Genomic DNA, 13,690 nt, shown 5'->3' on the forward strand with positions numbered 1-13,690 from the left:
CAGCACGAGCGCCGAGATGCGCGATGCCGTTGCAAAGGAATTGAAAAATAATTACGACGTCGCGATAATGGCCGCAGCGGTTGCAGACTTCGCGCCGGCAAAAAGGTCGGCCAAAAAGCTGGACACAAGGGCAGGTGGCATGAGCGTGTCGCTGATCCCCACCGCGAAAATAGTCGACGACGTAAAAAAGATCAACAAGTCCACATTTCTGGTCGCGTTCAAGGCAGACTACGACGTCTCTGACGCGGTCCTTGTCGACAAGGCTTACAACAAGCTAAAGGAATGCAATGCGGACCTGGTAGTTGCAAACGACGTGGGCAGGAAAGGGTCGATGGCCGGCTCTGACGACAACGAAGTGTTTATCGTCGACAAAAAAAGAAAAGTGGTGCACGTTCCACTTGACAGCAAACAGGCGGTCGCCCGCAGATTGCTAGAGATCGTTTCAAAGTCCCTAAAGGACGACTAGGTCCTTGGTGTACCTGTTGAGCACCTTTGGCCGGCCGCCTGTGACAAGGACGCTGTCTTCTATGCGGACGCCAAACTTGCCTTCAAGGTAGATGCCCGGCTCGACTGTGACTGCCATGTTTGCCTTCAGCACTTCTTCGGCGTTGGTACGGAGCCATGGCGGCTCGTGCACGTCAAGGCCGATGCCGTGGCCGGTCGAATGGATGAAATATTTTTCATATCCACGCTCTTTGATAAGATCCCTGCATGCGGCGTCCACCTGGCCGCACGTCGCCCCGGCAGTCGCCGCGTCGAGTCCGGCTTTTTGCGACTCTTGCACTACATTGTAGACCGGTGTCATCTCTTTTGTGGCAGAGCCGAGCGCAAATGTCCTGGTCGCGTCGGCGATGTAGCCCTTGTGCCGGAGGGTCAAGTCAACGACGATCATGTCTTTGCTGCGGAACTTGCGGTCGGTCACCTCTGCGTGCGGTAGCGCGCCGTTTGGCCCCCCGGCGATTATGAGCGGGTTCAGGGTTGAATTGTACGAAGGTGGGTTTGCGCCCATCTTCATCGCCTCGTAAATGAGCTTTGCCTGCAGCTGGCGCTCGGAAACGCCCGGCTTGATCTCGTCTTCGCATATCTCGTATAGGTTGTCCAGTATGCGTGACGCCTTGGCGATGACTGCCATCTCTGCGTCGTCCTTTATCCTGCGCGCCTGAAAGAAAGGCTCGGTGTCGATTGCAATGTTGTTACCCAGCTTGCGTATATGCTCGATTGTTGTAAAGTCGCTGCAGTCGGTGCACGCCTTTTTGTCTTTTACCTGCGCGACAAACGTCATCAGCAGTTCGCTGCCGCGCTCTGTCGGGATGACCTCGCAGCCGACGGACGAATGCTGAGCCCTCGAATATTCCAGCTTGGGTGCTATCAATTTTGTGCCATCGGCAGTGCAGACGGCAATCGCCTCGCCCCAAAAGCCGGTAAGGTAAAAGACGTTTTCAGGCTCGAATGCCGCGACGGCATTATAGCCAGCTTTATTCGCATGTTGCAGTACCGCAGATCGGCGCTCCTTCATGGTGATGCCTGCCTGTCTCGCCATTATAAAATATTACAGGATGCAAGTTGTTTTAAAATAAATGACTCATCGCACCAGCAGACCGCCACCCTGGCGATGTGCTACTGTATGGTCACCTTGCCTTTCATGAAGGGATGCACTATGCAGTAATAGTCATAGCTGCCTGTTCCTCCCAGGCTCTTTGCATCCATGCGGAATTTCTGCCCTTGTCCCAGTGAGCCGGAATCAAACAGCTTGCCAGACTTTGGATCGTCTGTCCCGGCGCCACTCGTTACCGTGTGGGGCGCAACGTCGGCATTTATCCAGGTTATCAGGTCGCCTTTGCCTGCAATTGCAATGCCGGGCTCGTAACCGGGATTTCCCTGAATTGAAGACCCTTCAAGTATCTTTACAGACACTTCGCTGGTTGCCTGTCCGGTGGGAGGGCCTGTAATTTCAGACCCGTTAACGCCCAGTTGCATTACCGTGGACAGTTGGCTCCAGTTCAGGCTGGCTTCTGCAAACCCCGTCCCTATGGCTAACGAAGCCAAAAAGAACAGCAGCCACGTCTGGAGGGTTCCTGCGCTCTGCCTGTGCCTCAGCACAAGGAACAACCCGACCCATAGCGCGCCCCAGATTACGTTGCTGTAGAGGAATATCCCACCATACTGCGCGGTAGGAGTGTAGGGCACGAGCCATACCTTGAACGGGTCTGTTTTGCGCACATACGTCAACACGCCAATAGCAGCAAGGCCTATCGAAGCAGCTATGATGGCCGCTGCTACGGCACCGGATACTTGGGTTGTTGACAGGCCAAGCTTTGGTACAAATGACATTTTCTTTTCGCCTCCCTCTTATCCTTGGACAGATGCGATCTTGGTAGGCACTATGCCCATCAGCGAGATCACCAGAGCATAAATTATTGCCAGCGATATCAACACTATCATTGTGTTTTTGACGCCCGGCTCGGCGAGAACCCTTTCCTTGAAATGCCATGTCAGGTACGCTATCAACCCCGTCCACATGGTCCCAAGCAGGCCAAGGTATTCCATCGTTTCAAACATGGGTTCGTGAGCAAACGGAAAGACCTCTTTTATCTTGGACTTGGCGCTGTCAGGATCGGGCAACCTGTATTCGATATACCCTATCGTGCCCGTGATTTCGATGAGGAATGTAGAGGCTACCGCAGTGAACGCCAGCACCTTTAGCATGTTAATTGCGTCCGGGTGGTGCGCGCCCTGTCCTCCGTGGCTGGCACCAAACACAAGCACGCCAATGAATCCTGCCCCGGACATGATTGCAAGGACGGTAAAGTAGTCGTGCAGAATCATCACGCTTTCTATGCTCTTGCCGACTGCCTGCCCAAGCACCAATATGACAACTGACGCAAGAACCGTGCCGACAATAACCAGCAGTGCCAGAGATTTAGTGGCCGTCAAACGTTGTGAGCTAACTTGCATAAGATGCCTCCAATTGCGCGATGTTATTTTAGCCTTAATTGGATTCTCTTTCTTGATTATCAAGCTTGAAAACAAGAAAAACATTCTTGATGACGAAAAAGAATCATGACTTTACTCTTTCAGAGCATTATTGACCAAACAAATCAGGACTTTGAATCTAGAGTGTTCTCCCCATGGCGACAAAACCTTGCGATTTTTCGCAACCGATGGAGATACTGCTTTAAATTTTTTGCATCAAATCTACCCATGGAGATAGAACTAGAACTGTACACTGAAGAGACAGATGCGATTGCCGTGATGCAAAAATCCCTAGAGCTTGCCAAGAAGGCCAAGGAGCTCGGGTTCAGCATTAAAGAACTAGAAATTGAAAGTGAAGATGACGAAGAAGAAAAATAGCGAGGCTTGCGCGGTCCAGCCTTGTTGATTTAAATATCGGCCAGCGCGCCCCTCATTTTGATCATGGAATATCTCGTAATGCTTCCAGGTCCGACAAACGTCCCCAATAGGGTAATGAATGCAATGCTTGCACCTGTGATAAACCACAGGAGTGAAGATTTTCGCGTACTATACAAAGAGATATTTGAAAAGACGCAGCAGGTCTTCCAGACCAAGGGCGACATCGTCCTTCTCACGACGTCTGGTACCGGCGCAGTCGAGACGTCAGTCGTCAACCTCATCAAAAAAGGCGACAAGGCCATAATCCCGGTCAACGGCGAGTTTTCGACAAGGCTTGCGGACCTAATCGACAGCTGGGGCGGCCAGACCATCAGGATAAAAGCGCCGTTTGGCGAGAACCCGCCTTTCGAGGAATACGAGAAGGCTTTTGATCAGCACAAGGACATCAAGGCACTTTACGCGGTTTACAACGAGACTTCTACCGGGACGACCATCCGCTACATGGACAAGCTCGGGGATCTCGCATCGCGAAAGGGCGCGTTCTTTGTCGCTGATTCTGTTTCGATACTCGGAGGCGACGAGCTGCCGGTGGACAAGTGGAACATTGATGTCTGCGTGACTGCCTCGCAAAAGGCGCTGGCGGCACCACCGGGCGTGTCCCCGGTGTCGGTGAGTCCGAGGGCCAAGAAATACATGCAGGAAAACCCGCCCCCGACCAGTTACCTCAACCTGAAGCGCTACTTCAAGTACCAGGAAGAGCACTTTGAAACGCCGTTCACCCCCGCGCTTCCTCTCTACTATGCGTTCAGGGAGGCGCTCAACATGATACTTGAAGAAGGCATGGACGCAAGGATAAGGCGCCACAGGATCTGTGCCGACGCGCTCTACTCCGGCCTCAGCGCGATGGGCCTGATGCCGTTTGCCAAGCAGGACGCAAGGAGCAACGTAGTGATTGCCGTTAACTATTTGCAGGGCATGGACGACAAAAAGTTCCGCGGCCTTCTCAGCGAGCAGTTCAGGGTGCTGGTGGCAGGCGGCTTTGGCGACCTGAAGGGCAAGGTGTTCAGGGTCGGCTGCATGGGCGAGGTGCACAGCTACCACGTCATGCGCACGCTGTCGTCCATCGCGTCGGCGATGAACATGATAGGCGTCAAAGCAAACCCGGAGGCGACGACGGTGGCGCTTGAAAAGCTAAAGGGGCTAAACTAGCCTCTTTTTCTTTAGGATTATATAACGTAGAAACAGACCGATTTTCATGCCAATGGAAAAGGGCTCGCTTGTACTGGTAGATTACACTGCTAAAGTTAAGGACACTAACGAGGTTTTCGAGACAACGCGCGAAGAAGAGGCTAAAAAGACCGACCTTTACGACCCGACTCGCAAGTACGAGCCCCGGCTCGTATCTGTTGGCGAGGCGTGGGTCCTGAAGGGCCTTGACGAGGCGCTGGCAAAGGCAGGCGTCGGCGACAAGCTCAACGTCGAAGTCACGCCGGACAAGGGCTTTGGCGAGCGCGATCCGAGCAAGGTCAGGATGGTCCCGCAGCGCAAGCTCGGCGAAAAGGCCGACGAGGTCAGGGTAGGCGACGTAGTCGAGATGGACGACAACAGGACCGGCATAATACGCTATATCGGCTCTGGCAGGATTCAGGTCGATTTCAACCACCGCTTTGCGGGTAAGACGCTCCTCTACGACGTGAACGTGGTCAAAAAGCTTGACGCCGACAACGACAAGATCACCGCCCTCATAAAGCGCAGGATCCCAGTCGAAGAAAGCAAGGTCAAGTTCAACCTCGCAGGCGCAAGCCTAGAGATGGAGCTGCCGGAGGAGACATATCTCGCAGAAGGGCTCCAGATAATAAAGAGGGCAATAGCAAACGACGTCTTCAAGTTTGTCCCGGCCGTCAAGAACCTAAAGTTCGTCGAGAACTATGCCGCCCCCGAGGCCGAGGAAAAGAAGGCGGAAGAAAAGCCAGCCACCGAGGCCAAGGCAGAAGCCAAGCAGGCCTGATTTCTTCCAGGCTCTCTCTTTTCTCTCACGTTTTTAGCGCCTTTATAATACAACCAAAAACCGTGTTGGTGGTTAGGAAAACTTATTATATTAAAAAATGCAAGATCCATACATGGAAAGCGTTCAGCAAGCACAACCGATAACAATAACCGCAAAGGCGGCCGAGAAGGTTGCCGAGTTCATGAAGCAGGAGGGCAACAGAGCCCTATTCCTGAGGGTCTACGTCACCGGCGGCGGATGCTCGGGCCTGTCATACGGCATGGGCTTTGAGGAAAAGGCCGACGAGGACGACGCAGTCCTTGACCAGAACGGCGTAAAACTGCTCGTTGACAGCTACAGCCAGAGGTACCTGAAGGGCGCAAACGTCGACTATGTCGAGAGCCTGATGGGTTCCGGCTTTAAGATCAACAACCCCAACGTGACAAAGAGCTGCTCGTGCGGACACTCGTTCAACACCGAGTAAACTCTTTCTCTTTTTCTGTTTTTAATGCGCCGTTTGGGTAAAACCTTATTAGAATACCGACGAGTCGGATGAGATATACGCATTGCCTTCATCGCGGATTGTAATCGATATTGTATTCATCGCCCTTGTGATTGTCGCCGTCTCTATATCGGCTGTCATCATTGCCCGGGCCATGACCAACACCTCGTCTACACTGGAAGAAAACAGCGCCGCAGAAATGGAGAGCTTTGAAAGCAAAAGCACGGGCAGGCCTGGCATGATAATTACTGACCCCGACACGAACTCTCTGCAAGACTCTAATCAAGATCCTTCGGTAATTGAAGACCGGCTTTATGCAGCTGAAAATTTTGCTGAAACTGCCATAGAATCGAGTGGTCCCCTCGATCATCCGGCTGTGAGTTACATCTATGAATCGTCCCCAATCATACTCCCAATAACGTGGGGAGCAGTCGCAGGAACTGTCATCTGGCGGGGCAAAGTAAGGTCAAAGTGGAGCAGGCAGGGCTACGACTATGATACCTTTAGGTTGATTTCAAAAATGCGCGGGAGCCAGACGCGCATAAAGCTATTAAATGCAGTCAGAGACGAGCACAAGAACAAGCTGCAGCTGGCAAAAGAGCTGGATGTCGACTGGAAAACAGTGGATAACCATGCCGAGATGCTGGTGCAGGCAAGGCTCATAGAGGAGAGCGACGTTGTCGGGACTGCGAGATATTATTCCATAACTGAAAACGGCAGGAGGGTCCTTTCATTGCTTGCTGCTGATGAACTGCAGGATGGAAAGGAATGACAAGAATAGTCAATGCTACATTTCTTTTAGGGGTTTTCTGTATCGCTGAATCACTTGCAATATTTTCAGGAATGCCAACAGTATTTGCCTGCAGCTGCAACGGGCCAATACCTCAGAGCGAGGCATTCGATGAGAGTGCTGCAGTATTTGCAGGTAAAGTAGTCAGCATAGAATCCAGCAATTACAGTAAGACTGTGCACTTTGATGCTGAAAGGCCTTGGAAAGGAGTAACAGAAAGCGCAATAACGATAACGACTGGAGCGGGCGGCGGTGACTGCGGCTATGGTTTTGAAGAGGGCAGAGAGTACCTTGTATATGCCTACGGCAGCGAGTCGCTTGGGACAGGAATATGCGGGCGGACGCAACCAATCATGGATGCGTACGTGGACCTGGCTGCACTTGGCCCCGGATATGTCCCGTCTCAAAGCCCCACGCTAGCGAGAGACGTGGCAAATGTCGGGATACTTGCGCTTGCAGCCGCGGCTTGCGCCGCGATAGTTGGCGTGGTTGCCTTTGGGATGGTAAGGCAATGGCGGAGAAAATAAAGCAGTCGCAGACCGCTCATCATCATTTCTGGCCAAACATTGCAGCGTACGGGCGCGGGTCAAAGTATAGGTTGATAAAAGTTATCTTGCCGTTTTCTACTTGGAACAGTTCGGCAATCCTCGTCGTCCCGATGGCAGGGACGGTCGTGACAAAGTCGTAGAACATGCATACGTCATTGCCATCAGCAATCACTTTCTTTCTACGCTCTGAATTATTGGGACGAGAGGCACTAGTGCAGCGGCAAAGTCGTCAGCCGTGGCAAAGGCCTCCAACGGACCCTTGAACGAGAAATTAGTGTCTGAAAGAAAGCTTCTCATCTTTTTGACGTCTTTTCTGGCAAAAGCGTCAACATATTGTTCAACCACGTCTTTTGGGCTTGCCATGCAGGTGATTGAGAGTTGATTTAACAATAAAAGTTACTGCATCGAAAGCAGGTTAAGAAAAGGTAAGTAGAGTCAGGGCCAGAGGCCGCGTATCTTGATTGCCTCTACCACCCTGTTGACTGCAAGCACCATCGATGCCTTGCGCATGTTGACGCCGTAGTCCTCATGCGTCTTATAGATGTCTAAGAAGGCCTTGGTTATGTTCTTGTCAAGTTTCTGGTTCACTTCGTCCTCTGTCCAGTACTCGCGCCGGAGGTTCTGCAGCCATTCAAAGTAGGACACGGTCACGCCGCCGCCGTTTGCCAGAATGTCCGGGATTACGAGTGTCTTGTTCTTGTAGAGGACATCGTCGGCGTCAGGCGTAGTCGGGCCGTTTGCTGCCTCGGCCACGAGCTTGGCCTTGATGTTCCGGGCGTTCTTGCCGTTTATCTGGTTCTCCAATGCCGCCGGTATCAATATTGTGCAGTCCGTCTCGAGCAGGTCCTCGTTTGTGATAGACTTGGCGCCGGAAAAGCCTATGACGGAGCCGGTCTTGTCCTTGTGCTTTCTCAGTGCAGAAATCGATATACCTGCCTTGTTGTAGACGCCACCCTGAGAGTCAGAAGCTGCAACCACGGTCGCGCCCTGCGCCTCGACAAGCTGCGACGCAAACTGGCCAGCGTTGCCAAAGCCCTGCACGGCGACGGTCGCGCTCTTCATGTTTATCTTTAGTTTCTTGGCCGCTTCTCGCACCGTGAACGACAGGCCCCTGCCGGTTGCCTCGTTCCTGCCAAGCGAGCCCCCTATAGGCAGGGGCTTGCCGGTAATGACTTCAGGCTGTACATAGTTGCCCTTTAGCGCAGAATAGGTATCCATTATCCAGGCCATCTCTTTGCCGCCCGTATAGACGTCGGGGGCCGGGATGTCGGTGTGCGGGCCGATAATGTCGGCGATTCCGTACGCGTACCGGCGCGTCATGCGCTCCAGCTCGCCGTTTGACATTTCCTTGGGGTTGCAGATGATGCCGCCCTTGCCGCCGCCGTACGGTATGTCGGCGATGGCACACTTCCAGGTCATCCACATCGACAGCGCCTTCACTTCCTCGATGCTGACCTGCGGGTGGTACCTGATGCCGCCCTTGTAAGGCCCCCGCGCGTCGTTGTGCTGGGACCGGAAACCTGTGAAAACTTTGATCTCGCCAGAGTCCATCTTGACCGGGATGGATACAGTGAGCACGCGCTTTGGGTGCGCAAGAACCTGGTGCATGCCGCTGTCGAGCTTTATCAATTTCGCTACTTCTTCAAGCTGCTTGAGCGCCATCTCAAACGGGTTGATTGGCTGGGCCATGGCTGCAAGCTAGCAAAATAGTGTATTTAAGTGTTAGACGTTCATCCGCTGCGAGATCAGCGCCCGTAGCTCCTCTTCAGTTTTGCCTGCAGGGTCGATGCCAAGCGACGCCGCTATCGTTTCAAGTTTTTCTCGCTCTGTCGTCACGGGCCCGGTGATGCGCGGGAGCTTGCTGATGCCGGCGTCCCTCTTTGCCTCCTCTGTCGCTTCCTGCATCTCGTTCCTAAAGGTCTGCTTTGCTTTTTCGTACTCGCCCACTGCCTTGCCTATCGTGCGCGACAACTGGGGCAGGCGCTTTGTCCCGAACAAGAGCACGAGCGCAAGTAGTATGATTATGGCCCACTCTGAACCTGCAATGTTCAAGAGCATACCTGAAAAGGGCATCGGTACACGAAGGGCGGAGACTAGAATTAAAGATTTCCACTAGATGCTTTCCAAAAGCTTGGCGATCGTCTTTTCGCAAGAGTCGGAGAGGTCAAGCGAGACGCAGAGGAACTTGTCCTGCCGGACAGTCAGGGGCACGGTCACCAGCTTTACGTTCTGAAACTCGGACAGCTGGTATTTCAGCTGGCCAAGGTGCGGCTCAAAGGACCTCGCCTGCATCACAGACCTGTAGCTGGCGTAAAACAGGTTCTTGTTCTCATCAGGCGCGGTGCTGGACTGGTACATGGGCGAGTGGATGTCGTTGCGGTACTTGCCCGTGAGGAGCTTGCCCTCGTTGTCCATCACGCCGGCGAACCTCACCTTTTTGTCGGTTGCAAGAGCCACGCCGCAGAGCTCGTTGAAAAAGTCATACTCCTCCACGTTATTCGTCGATGCTCAATTTGTCGATACCATATATCAACATTCCATCGGTATGGAAAATATGTGTCAAAAACCCAGACTATTGATCCGGGGCCCGGGGCACGCCTGTCAGCTTGATCCTTTTTTCCCGCATAAAGTCAGTCATCTGCTGCACGATCTCCTCATGGTCATAAGGGCGCACGACACGAATCACGAGCAGCTTTGGAGTCTCGACGTCTATTGGAAAGATAAAGACATCAGCGTGCTTCCAGTGGGCCATGAGGTACCCGAATTCGCCGAAAAAGTCCTCGTTGCTTGTCCCGATGACTGCGACGATGTTGGCATGCATCACCATCTCGCTCATCTTCTCAGCGTTCTGGAGAGGCACCTTGGGCTTGATGAAATAGCCTGTTAGCTCGCCGTCCTCGATTACCCCTGCCGCGACTATGCTGCCGTGCAACGTTGTGGCCTGCAGGCAGAGCTCCTTGATCAGCACGCTATTGTTCCGTGCCGAGTGTTTTTAAGCCGGCCCTAGGCTCGTTCCGGCTTAATCTTTCAGGCCGCCTTCAAGCCTGCCAACGGCGTCAATGAGCGCCCTGCGCCTGCTCTCCTCAGTCACGACCGCGCGGATGTCCTCGATGAGCATCCTTGCGACGTCCAGCTTTTTGCGCAAGCCCGCGACAATGTTGTCATAGACTGCAAACGGGTAGACCGCGCCGTAAATCTCCTCCATGACTGCAAACAATTTTTCCGCGTCCTTTTCGTTGCCTGACCGCATCCTGTCGTAGACGAGGCGCTTTATCTCGCCTACAGTATCCAAAAGCCCGGTGAGGTATGACGGGCCTGACACTGCGAGGTCACCCATCTGGGGCAGCGGCAACCCTTCCATGACTGCCCTCAGAGCATAAGCCTCGACGAGCTCTTGCTCGGCCACCGAGATGTACCTGTACAGGTCGCTCTTGGCAAAGCTGCGAAACTCTACAAGCATGATTTTTGCCTTTTCCATATTTTCTGCCGCCTCCTGAAGCTGGCCGTGGTGCATGGCGACAATCGACTTGCTGCAGAGCATTACCGCGTCGCGCGTCCCCTTGATCAGTTTTTCGCGGCGCTCCTGCATGTCCTTCAGATCGGCGTCGATAGAGTCAAGTGAATTCTGTATGCTGCCAGCCATGGCGTACGTTGCTGGCGTTTTAATAAAAGACTTCCGACCGAGAGCTTTATGGCAGGGTGCGCGCAACCGCAGACTGTTTGGGCAACATTCGCCGGAGCAGGGGCTATGCGTACGAGCACGGCCTCGTGGAGAGGCTGAACAAGCACGGGTTCATTGCGCGCCGGCTCGGCGGCAGCTCGACGGGCTTGCCGGACATCGTCGCCGTCAACAACTCCGAGGGCATCATGCTGACCATCGAGGCCAAGTCAGGCACGAGCGACATACTGTACGTGCCGCAGGACCAGATAGAGCGGTGCCTGCTGGTGCGTGAGATGTTTTCAATCTACCCCAAGCGCCACATCGTGCTCGCCTTCAAGTTCATGAGCAAAAAGCGTTTCCGCAGGATGAACCAGACCGTTTACGAGCAGAGGAAACTCGTCGAATATTACAAGGTTGCAGACAGGCTCGCAGATACAAAGCCGTTGCCGTTGGTGGTAAAGTGCACGTATGATGGCAGGACGTTTGCGATTGTAGGCGGCAAGTCAGTCGAGCTTGGGCTGCCGGACCTACCCATGCCATTTCAGAATGGCGCCAAAAAGACGCGCTTGATTTAGTTGGAGGGCGGTTTAGCAGCCGAACTTTAGCGCCCACGGCTCGGCTGCAAACTCGCTTTTCCCGCAAAAGCTTTCGTACATTACCGCATGACCCTGCTCCAGCAGTTCCTCGTTGAGGACCTTTTCCCCGCAAGACACCTTTGCCACCATCCTGCCGTAGCTGCCTGCAGTCTGCCCGTCGTCTTCATCCACCAGCGCGTTCGAGCCTACGGGGCAGAGGGAAGCAGTGAACGCCTTGGCCTGACTGTAGCCGGGCTCACCCCTTTCCGGCGTGTTGACAAGCGACAGCCTGATTGAATTGTTGTCGACGTATAGCGTGTCGCCGTCCACCATCCTCGTCACCTTGCCGGCTAAGCACGACGCTGCGCCGGAGCAGTGTTCCGCAACGCTCGAAGAGACGTTTACAGGCACACTTGACGGCTCTGCCAGCGACGTGTTGTTGTCCCACACAAATGCCTGCACGCGATATTGTCCCTCTTTTTCCGGTTCCCATGTTGTTTCGAAAGCGCGTTCTTCTCCCGCGCCCAAACTTGCGCTCTTCCACGAGATGTGCGCGGTATACCCTGCAAGGTCTATTACCTGCACATAATACGTAAACGACACCGCCGCGTTTGAGCTCAGTGTCAGCCGGGCCACGGCCGGCCCTCCTGCCTGCCCCGTACTCTCCAGCCTGTCAATCGAAACGCCCGCTGCGCTGGCAGGAGCAAGCAGCAAAGCTGAAACGGCGAAAAGCAGACCGTAACGCATTGTTAGAAGGTGGTTTCTTTACTATATTAGATTGCTTATTTCCTAGCATGATTTCTTGAAATTTTTCTAGAAACAGGCTCCTTACCTGCGCGCTATCAGGATCGTACCAACAAAGATTTAGCAGTTCAACAATGCATATTTATAGCAATCTGACTAATAAGATTGCAAATATTTGCAATTATAAAAAATCCAAAACATATTCATAATAGTACAAAGGCCGAAGGCAATTATTTTTAATTGCATATTCCTTATAAGTTATGATTGCGATAATTACATGCTTTTAGAGAGAAAAAATATGAAAGCATCACTAGTATCCCCATGCAAACACGATAGGACGGTCACAGATCCAGAGTCTGGCGAGATTATTTGCCGGAGCTGCGGGTTGGTGATATCGGACAGGATACAGGAAAGCCGCCCTGAATGGCGCGCGTTCAACTCGCAAGAGTCTGACGACAGGGCAAGGACAGGGATCCCAAGTTCCCTTGCAAGGCACGACATGGGCCTTTCCACCGTGATAGCACGGACGGACAAGGACGCAAGCGGGCGCCAGATAGAAGGCGTCATGAAGACGACCATGGACAGGCTGCGCGCGTGGGACTTTCGCACGCAGGCGCACAGCCCGACAGACAGGAACCTCCGGCAGGCCTTCTCCGAACTGGACAGGCTCAAGGACAAGCTGTCGCTTTCAGACGCCGTCATCGAAAAGACTGCATACATTTACAGAAAGGCGCAAGAGCGCGGGCTCGTGAGGGGCAGGACGATATCTGCGACCCTGGGCGCGGCGCTCTATATTGCCATCCGCGAAACCGGCATGTCAAGGACGCTCAAGGACATTGCAGAAACGAGCAACGTCAAGCGCAAGGACCTGGCAAGGATGTACAGGCTGGTCGTCATGGAGCTTGACTTGAAGATCCCGATGATAGACCCGATGAAGTGCATTGCAAGGGTTGCAAGCAAGTCAGGTCTGTCTGAAAAGACCAAGCGCCACGCCATGAACATCATGCAAGACGTGGTGAAGGAAGGCATGTCAGCAGGCAAGGACCCGATGGGCCTTGCGGCATCGGTGCTGTACATGGCATCGCTTGAGACGGGCGAGAACAGGACGCAGACAGACATTGCCGACGCGGCAGGTGTCACCGAAGTGACCGTCAGGAACAGGTACAAGAACCTTAGAGGCCGGCTTGACGCGCTGGCCAACTAGGCCCCCATTTTTTGACAAAACCTAAATAGCAATTTTATGCAAGATAGCGAGCCGTGGCAGCGGATTACGCACTGAAAAGAAATGCGCTGCGCATATCGCTACTGGCAATAGCATCAGTCGTCGTTTTCGAGTTTGTTGCAGGCGCCGTCACTGGCAGCCTTGCGCTGCTGACAGACGGCACGCACGCGCTTTTAGACGCCGTCGTCACTTTGATACTGATAATCGCAGTCAACCTTGCGGCAAGGCCAAGGGACACTGATCACACGTACGGGCACGGCAAGATTGAAACGGTAGGCGGGTTCATCGGTGGCGCCGCGCTATTTGTGGT

General features: G+C 53.5%; 21 protein-coding genes. 10 read left to right on the forward strand and 11 right to left on the reverse strand.

Going from position 1 to position 13,690, the window contains the following annotated elements:
- The coding region (locus ACREAY_RS04935; protein ID WP_431754649.1) for a phosphopantothenoylcysteine decarboxylase at positions 1 to 466 on the forward strand (466 nt) is incomplete at its 5' end.
- On the opposite strand, the gene ACREAY_RS04940 is transcribed toward ACREAY_RS04935, so the two are convergent.
- From ACREAY_RS04940 to ACREAY_RS04950, 3 genes are all read right to left on the reverse strand, one after another.
- Positions 452 to 1,540 carry a M24 family metallopeptidase gene (locus ACREAY_RS04940; RefSeq protein WP_431754650.1) on the reverse strand — a complete coding sequence of 363 codons (1,089 nt, stop codon included), beginning with the start codon at positions 1,538 to 1,540 and terminating at the stop codon, positions 452 to 454. The two genes, ACREAY_RS04935 and ACREAY_RS04940, sit on opposite strands and share 15 nt — an antisense overlap.
- Before the next feature lie 77 nt (positions 1,541 to 1,617).
- Positions 1,618 to 2,331: a plastocyanin/azurin family copper-binding protein gene (locus ACREAY_RS04945; RefSeq protein WP_431754651.1), complete on the reverse strand. Its 714-nt coding sequence runs from the start codon at positions 2,329 to 2,331 to the stop codon at positions 1,618 to 1,620.
- Between the two features lie 18 nt (positions 2,332 to 2,349).
- Positions 2,350 to 2,934: a hypothetical protein gene (locus ACREAY_RS04950; RefSeq protein WP_431754652.1), complete on the reverse strand. Its 585-nt coding sequence runs from the start codon at positions 2,932 to 2,934 to the stop codon at positions 2,350 to 2,352.
- Positions 2,935 to 3,201: 267 nt separating this feature from the next.
- Here ACREAY_RS04950 and ACREAY_RS04955 point away from each other — a divergent pair, with 267 nt between their 5' ends.
- The 6 genes from ACREAY_RS04955 (at position 3,202) to ACREAY_RS04980 (ending at position 7,157) form a co-directional block, all read left to right on the forward strand.
- Positions 3,202 to 3,351, forward strand: a complete 150-nt coding sequence (locus ACREAY_RS04955; RefSeq protein WP_431754653.1) for a hypothetical protein — start codon at positions 3,202 to 3,204, stop codon at positions 3,349 to 3,351.
- A gap of 63 nt (positions 3,352 to 3,414) precedes the next feature.
- Positions 3,415 to 4,560, forward strand: a complete 1,146-nt coding sequence (locus tag ACREAY_RS04960) for a pyridoxal-phosphate-dependent aminotransferase family protein (RefSeq protein WP_431754654.1) — start codon at positions 3,415 to 3,417, stop codon at positions 4,558 to 4,560.
- A gap of 46 nt (positions 4,561 to 4,606) precedes the next feature.
- Positions 4,607 to 5,359, forward strand: a complete 753-nt coding sequence (locus tag ACREAY_RS04965; protein ID WP_431754655.1) for an FKBP-type peptidyl-prolyl cis-trans isomerase — start codon at positions 4,607 to 4,609, stop codon at positions 5,357 to 5,359.
- Between the two features lie 112 nt (positions 5,360 to 5,471).
- On the forward strand, positions 5,472 to 5,822 hold the full coding sequence (erpA, locus tag ACREAY_RS04970) for an iron-sulfur cluster insertion protein ErpA (RefSeq protein WP_431754656.1): 351 nt from the start codon (positions 5,472 to 5,474) through the stop codon (positions 5,820 to 5,822).
- Positions 5,823 to 5,904: 82 nt separating this feature from the next.
- Complete coding sequence (locus ACREAY_RS04975; RefSeq protein WP_431754657.1) at positions 5,905 to 6,612, forward strand: winged helix-turn-helix domain-containing protein; 708 nt, start codon at positions 5,905 to 5,907, stop codon at positions 6,610 to 6,612.
- Positions 6,609 to 7,157 carry a hypothetical protein gene (locus tag ACREAY_RS04980; RefSeq protein WP_431754658.1) on the forward strand — a complete coding sequence of 183 codons (549 nt, stop codon included), beginning with the start codon at positions 6,609 to 6,611 and terminating at the stop codon, positions 7,155 to 7,157. Before ACREAY_RS04975 ends, ACREAY_RS04980 begins: the two co-directional genes overlap by 4 nt.
- A 22-nt stretch (positions 7,158 to 7,179) precedes the next feature.
- Here ACREAY_RS04980 and ACREAY_RS04985 read toward each other — a convergent pair whose 3' ends face one another.
- From ACREAY_RS04985 to ACREAY_RS05015, 7 genes are all read right to left on the reverse strand, one after another.
- A complete protein-coding gene (locus ACREAY_RS04985; protein ID WP_431754659.1) occupies positions 7,180 to 7,350 on the reverse strand; it encodes a hypothetical protein in 171 nt (56 codons plus the stop codon).
- Positions 7,347 to 7,541 carry a hypothetical protein gene (locus tag ACREAY_RS04990; protein WP_431754660.1) on the reverse strand — a complete coding sequence of 65 codons (195 nt, stop codon included), beginning with the start codon at positions 7,539 to 7,541 and terminating at the stop codon, positions 7,347 to 7,349. Before ACREAY_RS04990 ends, ACREAY_RS04985 begins: the two co-directional genes overlap by 4 nt.
- Before the next feature lie 72 nt (positions 7,542 to 7,613).
- Positions 7,614 to 8,867, reverse strand: coding sequence for a Glu/Leu/Phe/Val family dehydrogenase (locus ACREAY_RS04995; protein ID WP_431754661.1), 1,254 nt, complete (start codon positions 8,865 to 8,867; stop codon positions 7,614 to 7,616).
- 33 nt (positions 8,868 to 8,900) lie between these two features.
- Complete coding sequence (locus tag ACREAY_RS05000; protein ID WP_431754662.1) at positions 8,901 to 9,251, reverse strand: twin-arginine translocase TatA/TatE family subunit; 351 nt, start codon at positions 9,249 to 9,251, stop codon at positions 8,901 to 8,903.
- Positions 9,252 to 9,290: 39 nt separating this feature from the next.
- Entirely contained in the window at positions 9,291 to 9,671 is a 381-nt protein-coding gene (locus ACREAY_RS05005; protein ID WP_431754663.1) for a hypothetical protein, read from the reverse strand.
- Between the two features lie 79 nt (positions 9,672 to 9,750).
- Positions 9,751 to 10,146, reverse strand: a complete 396-nt coding sequence (locus tag ACREAY_RS05010; protein WP_431754664.1) for a hypothetical protein — start codon at positions 10,144 to 10,146, stop codon at positions 9,751 to 9,753.
- A gap of 51 nt (positions 10,147 to 10,197) precedes the next feature.
- A complete protein-coding gene (locus ACREAY_RS05015) occupies positions 10,198 to 10,821 on the reverse strand; it encodes an RNA-binding protein (protein ID WP_431754665.1) in 624 nt (207 codons plus the stop codon).
- A gap of 77 nt (positions 10,822 to 10,898) precedes the next feature.
- On the opposite strand from ACREAY_RS05015, the gene ACREAY_RS05020 reads away from it, so the two are divergent.
- Positions 10,899 to 11,414, forward strand: a complete 516-nt coding sequence (locus tag ACREAY_RS05020) for a resolvase (RefSeq protein WP_431754666.1) — start codon at positions 10,899 to 10,901, stop codon at positions 11,412 to 11,414.
- A gap of 12 nt (positions 11,415 to 11,426) precedes the next feature.
- On the opposite strand, the gene ACREAY_RS05025 is transcribed toward ACREAY_RS05020, so the two are convergent.
- Positions 11,427 to 12,161, reverse strand: coding sequence for a thermonuclease family protein (locus tag ACREAY_RS05025; protein ID WP_431754667.1), 735 nt, complete (start codon positions 12,159 to 12,161; stop codon positions 11,427 to 11,429).
- A 295-nt stretch (positions 12,162 to 12,456) separates the two neighbouring features.
- Between ACREAY_RS05025 and ACREAY_RS05030 the strand changes: the two genes are divergently transcribed.
- Positions 12,457 to 13,362 carry a transcription initiation factor IIB gene (locus tag ACREAY_RS05030; RefSeq protein ID WP_431754668.1) on the forward strand — a complete coding sequence of 302 codons (906 nt, stop codon included), beginning with the start codon at positions 12,457 to 12,459 and terminating at the stop codon, positions 13,360 to 13,362.
- Positions 13,363 to 13,415: 53 nt separating this feature from the next.
- The coding region (locus ACREAY_RS05035; RefSeq protein WP_431754669.1) for a cation transporter at positions 13,416 to 13,690 on the forward strand (275 nt) is incomplete at its 3' end.

This window comes from Nitrososphaera sp. (assembly GCF_050748925.1).
GTDB lineage: Archaea > Thermoproteota > Nitrososphaeria > Nitrososphaerales > Nitrososphaeraceae > Nitrososphaera.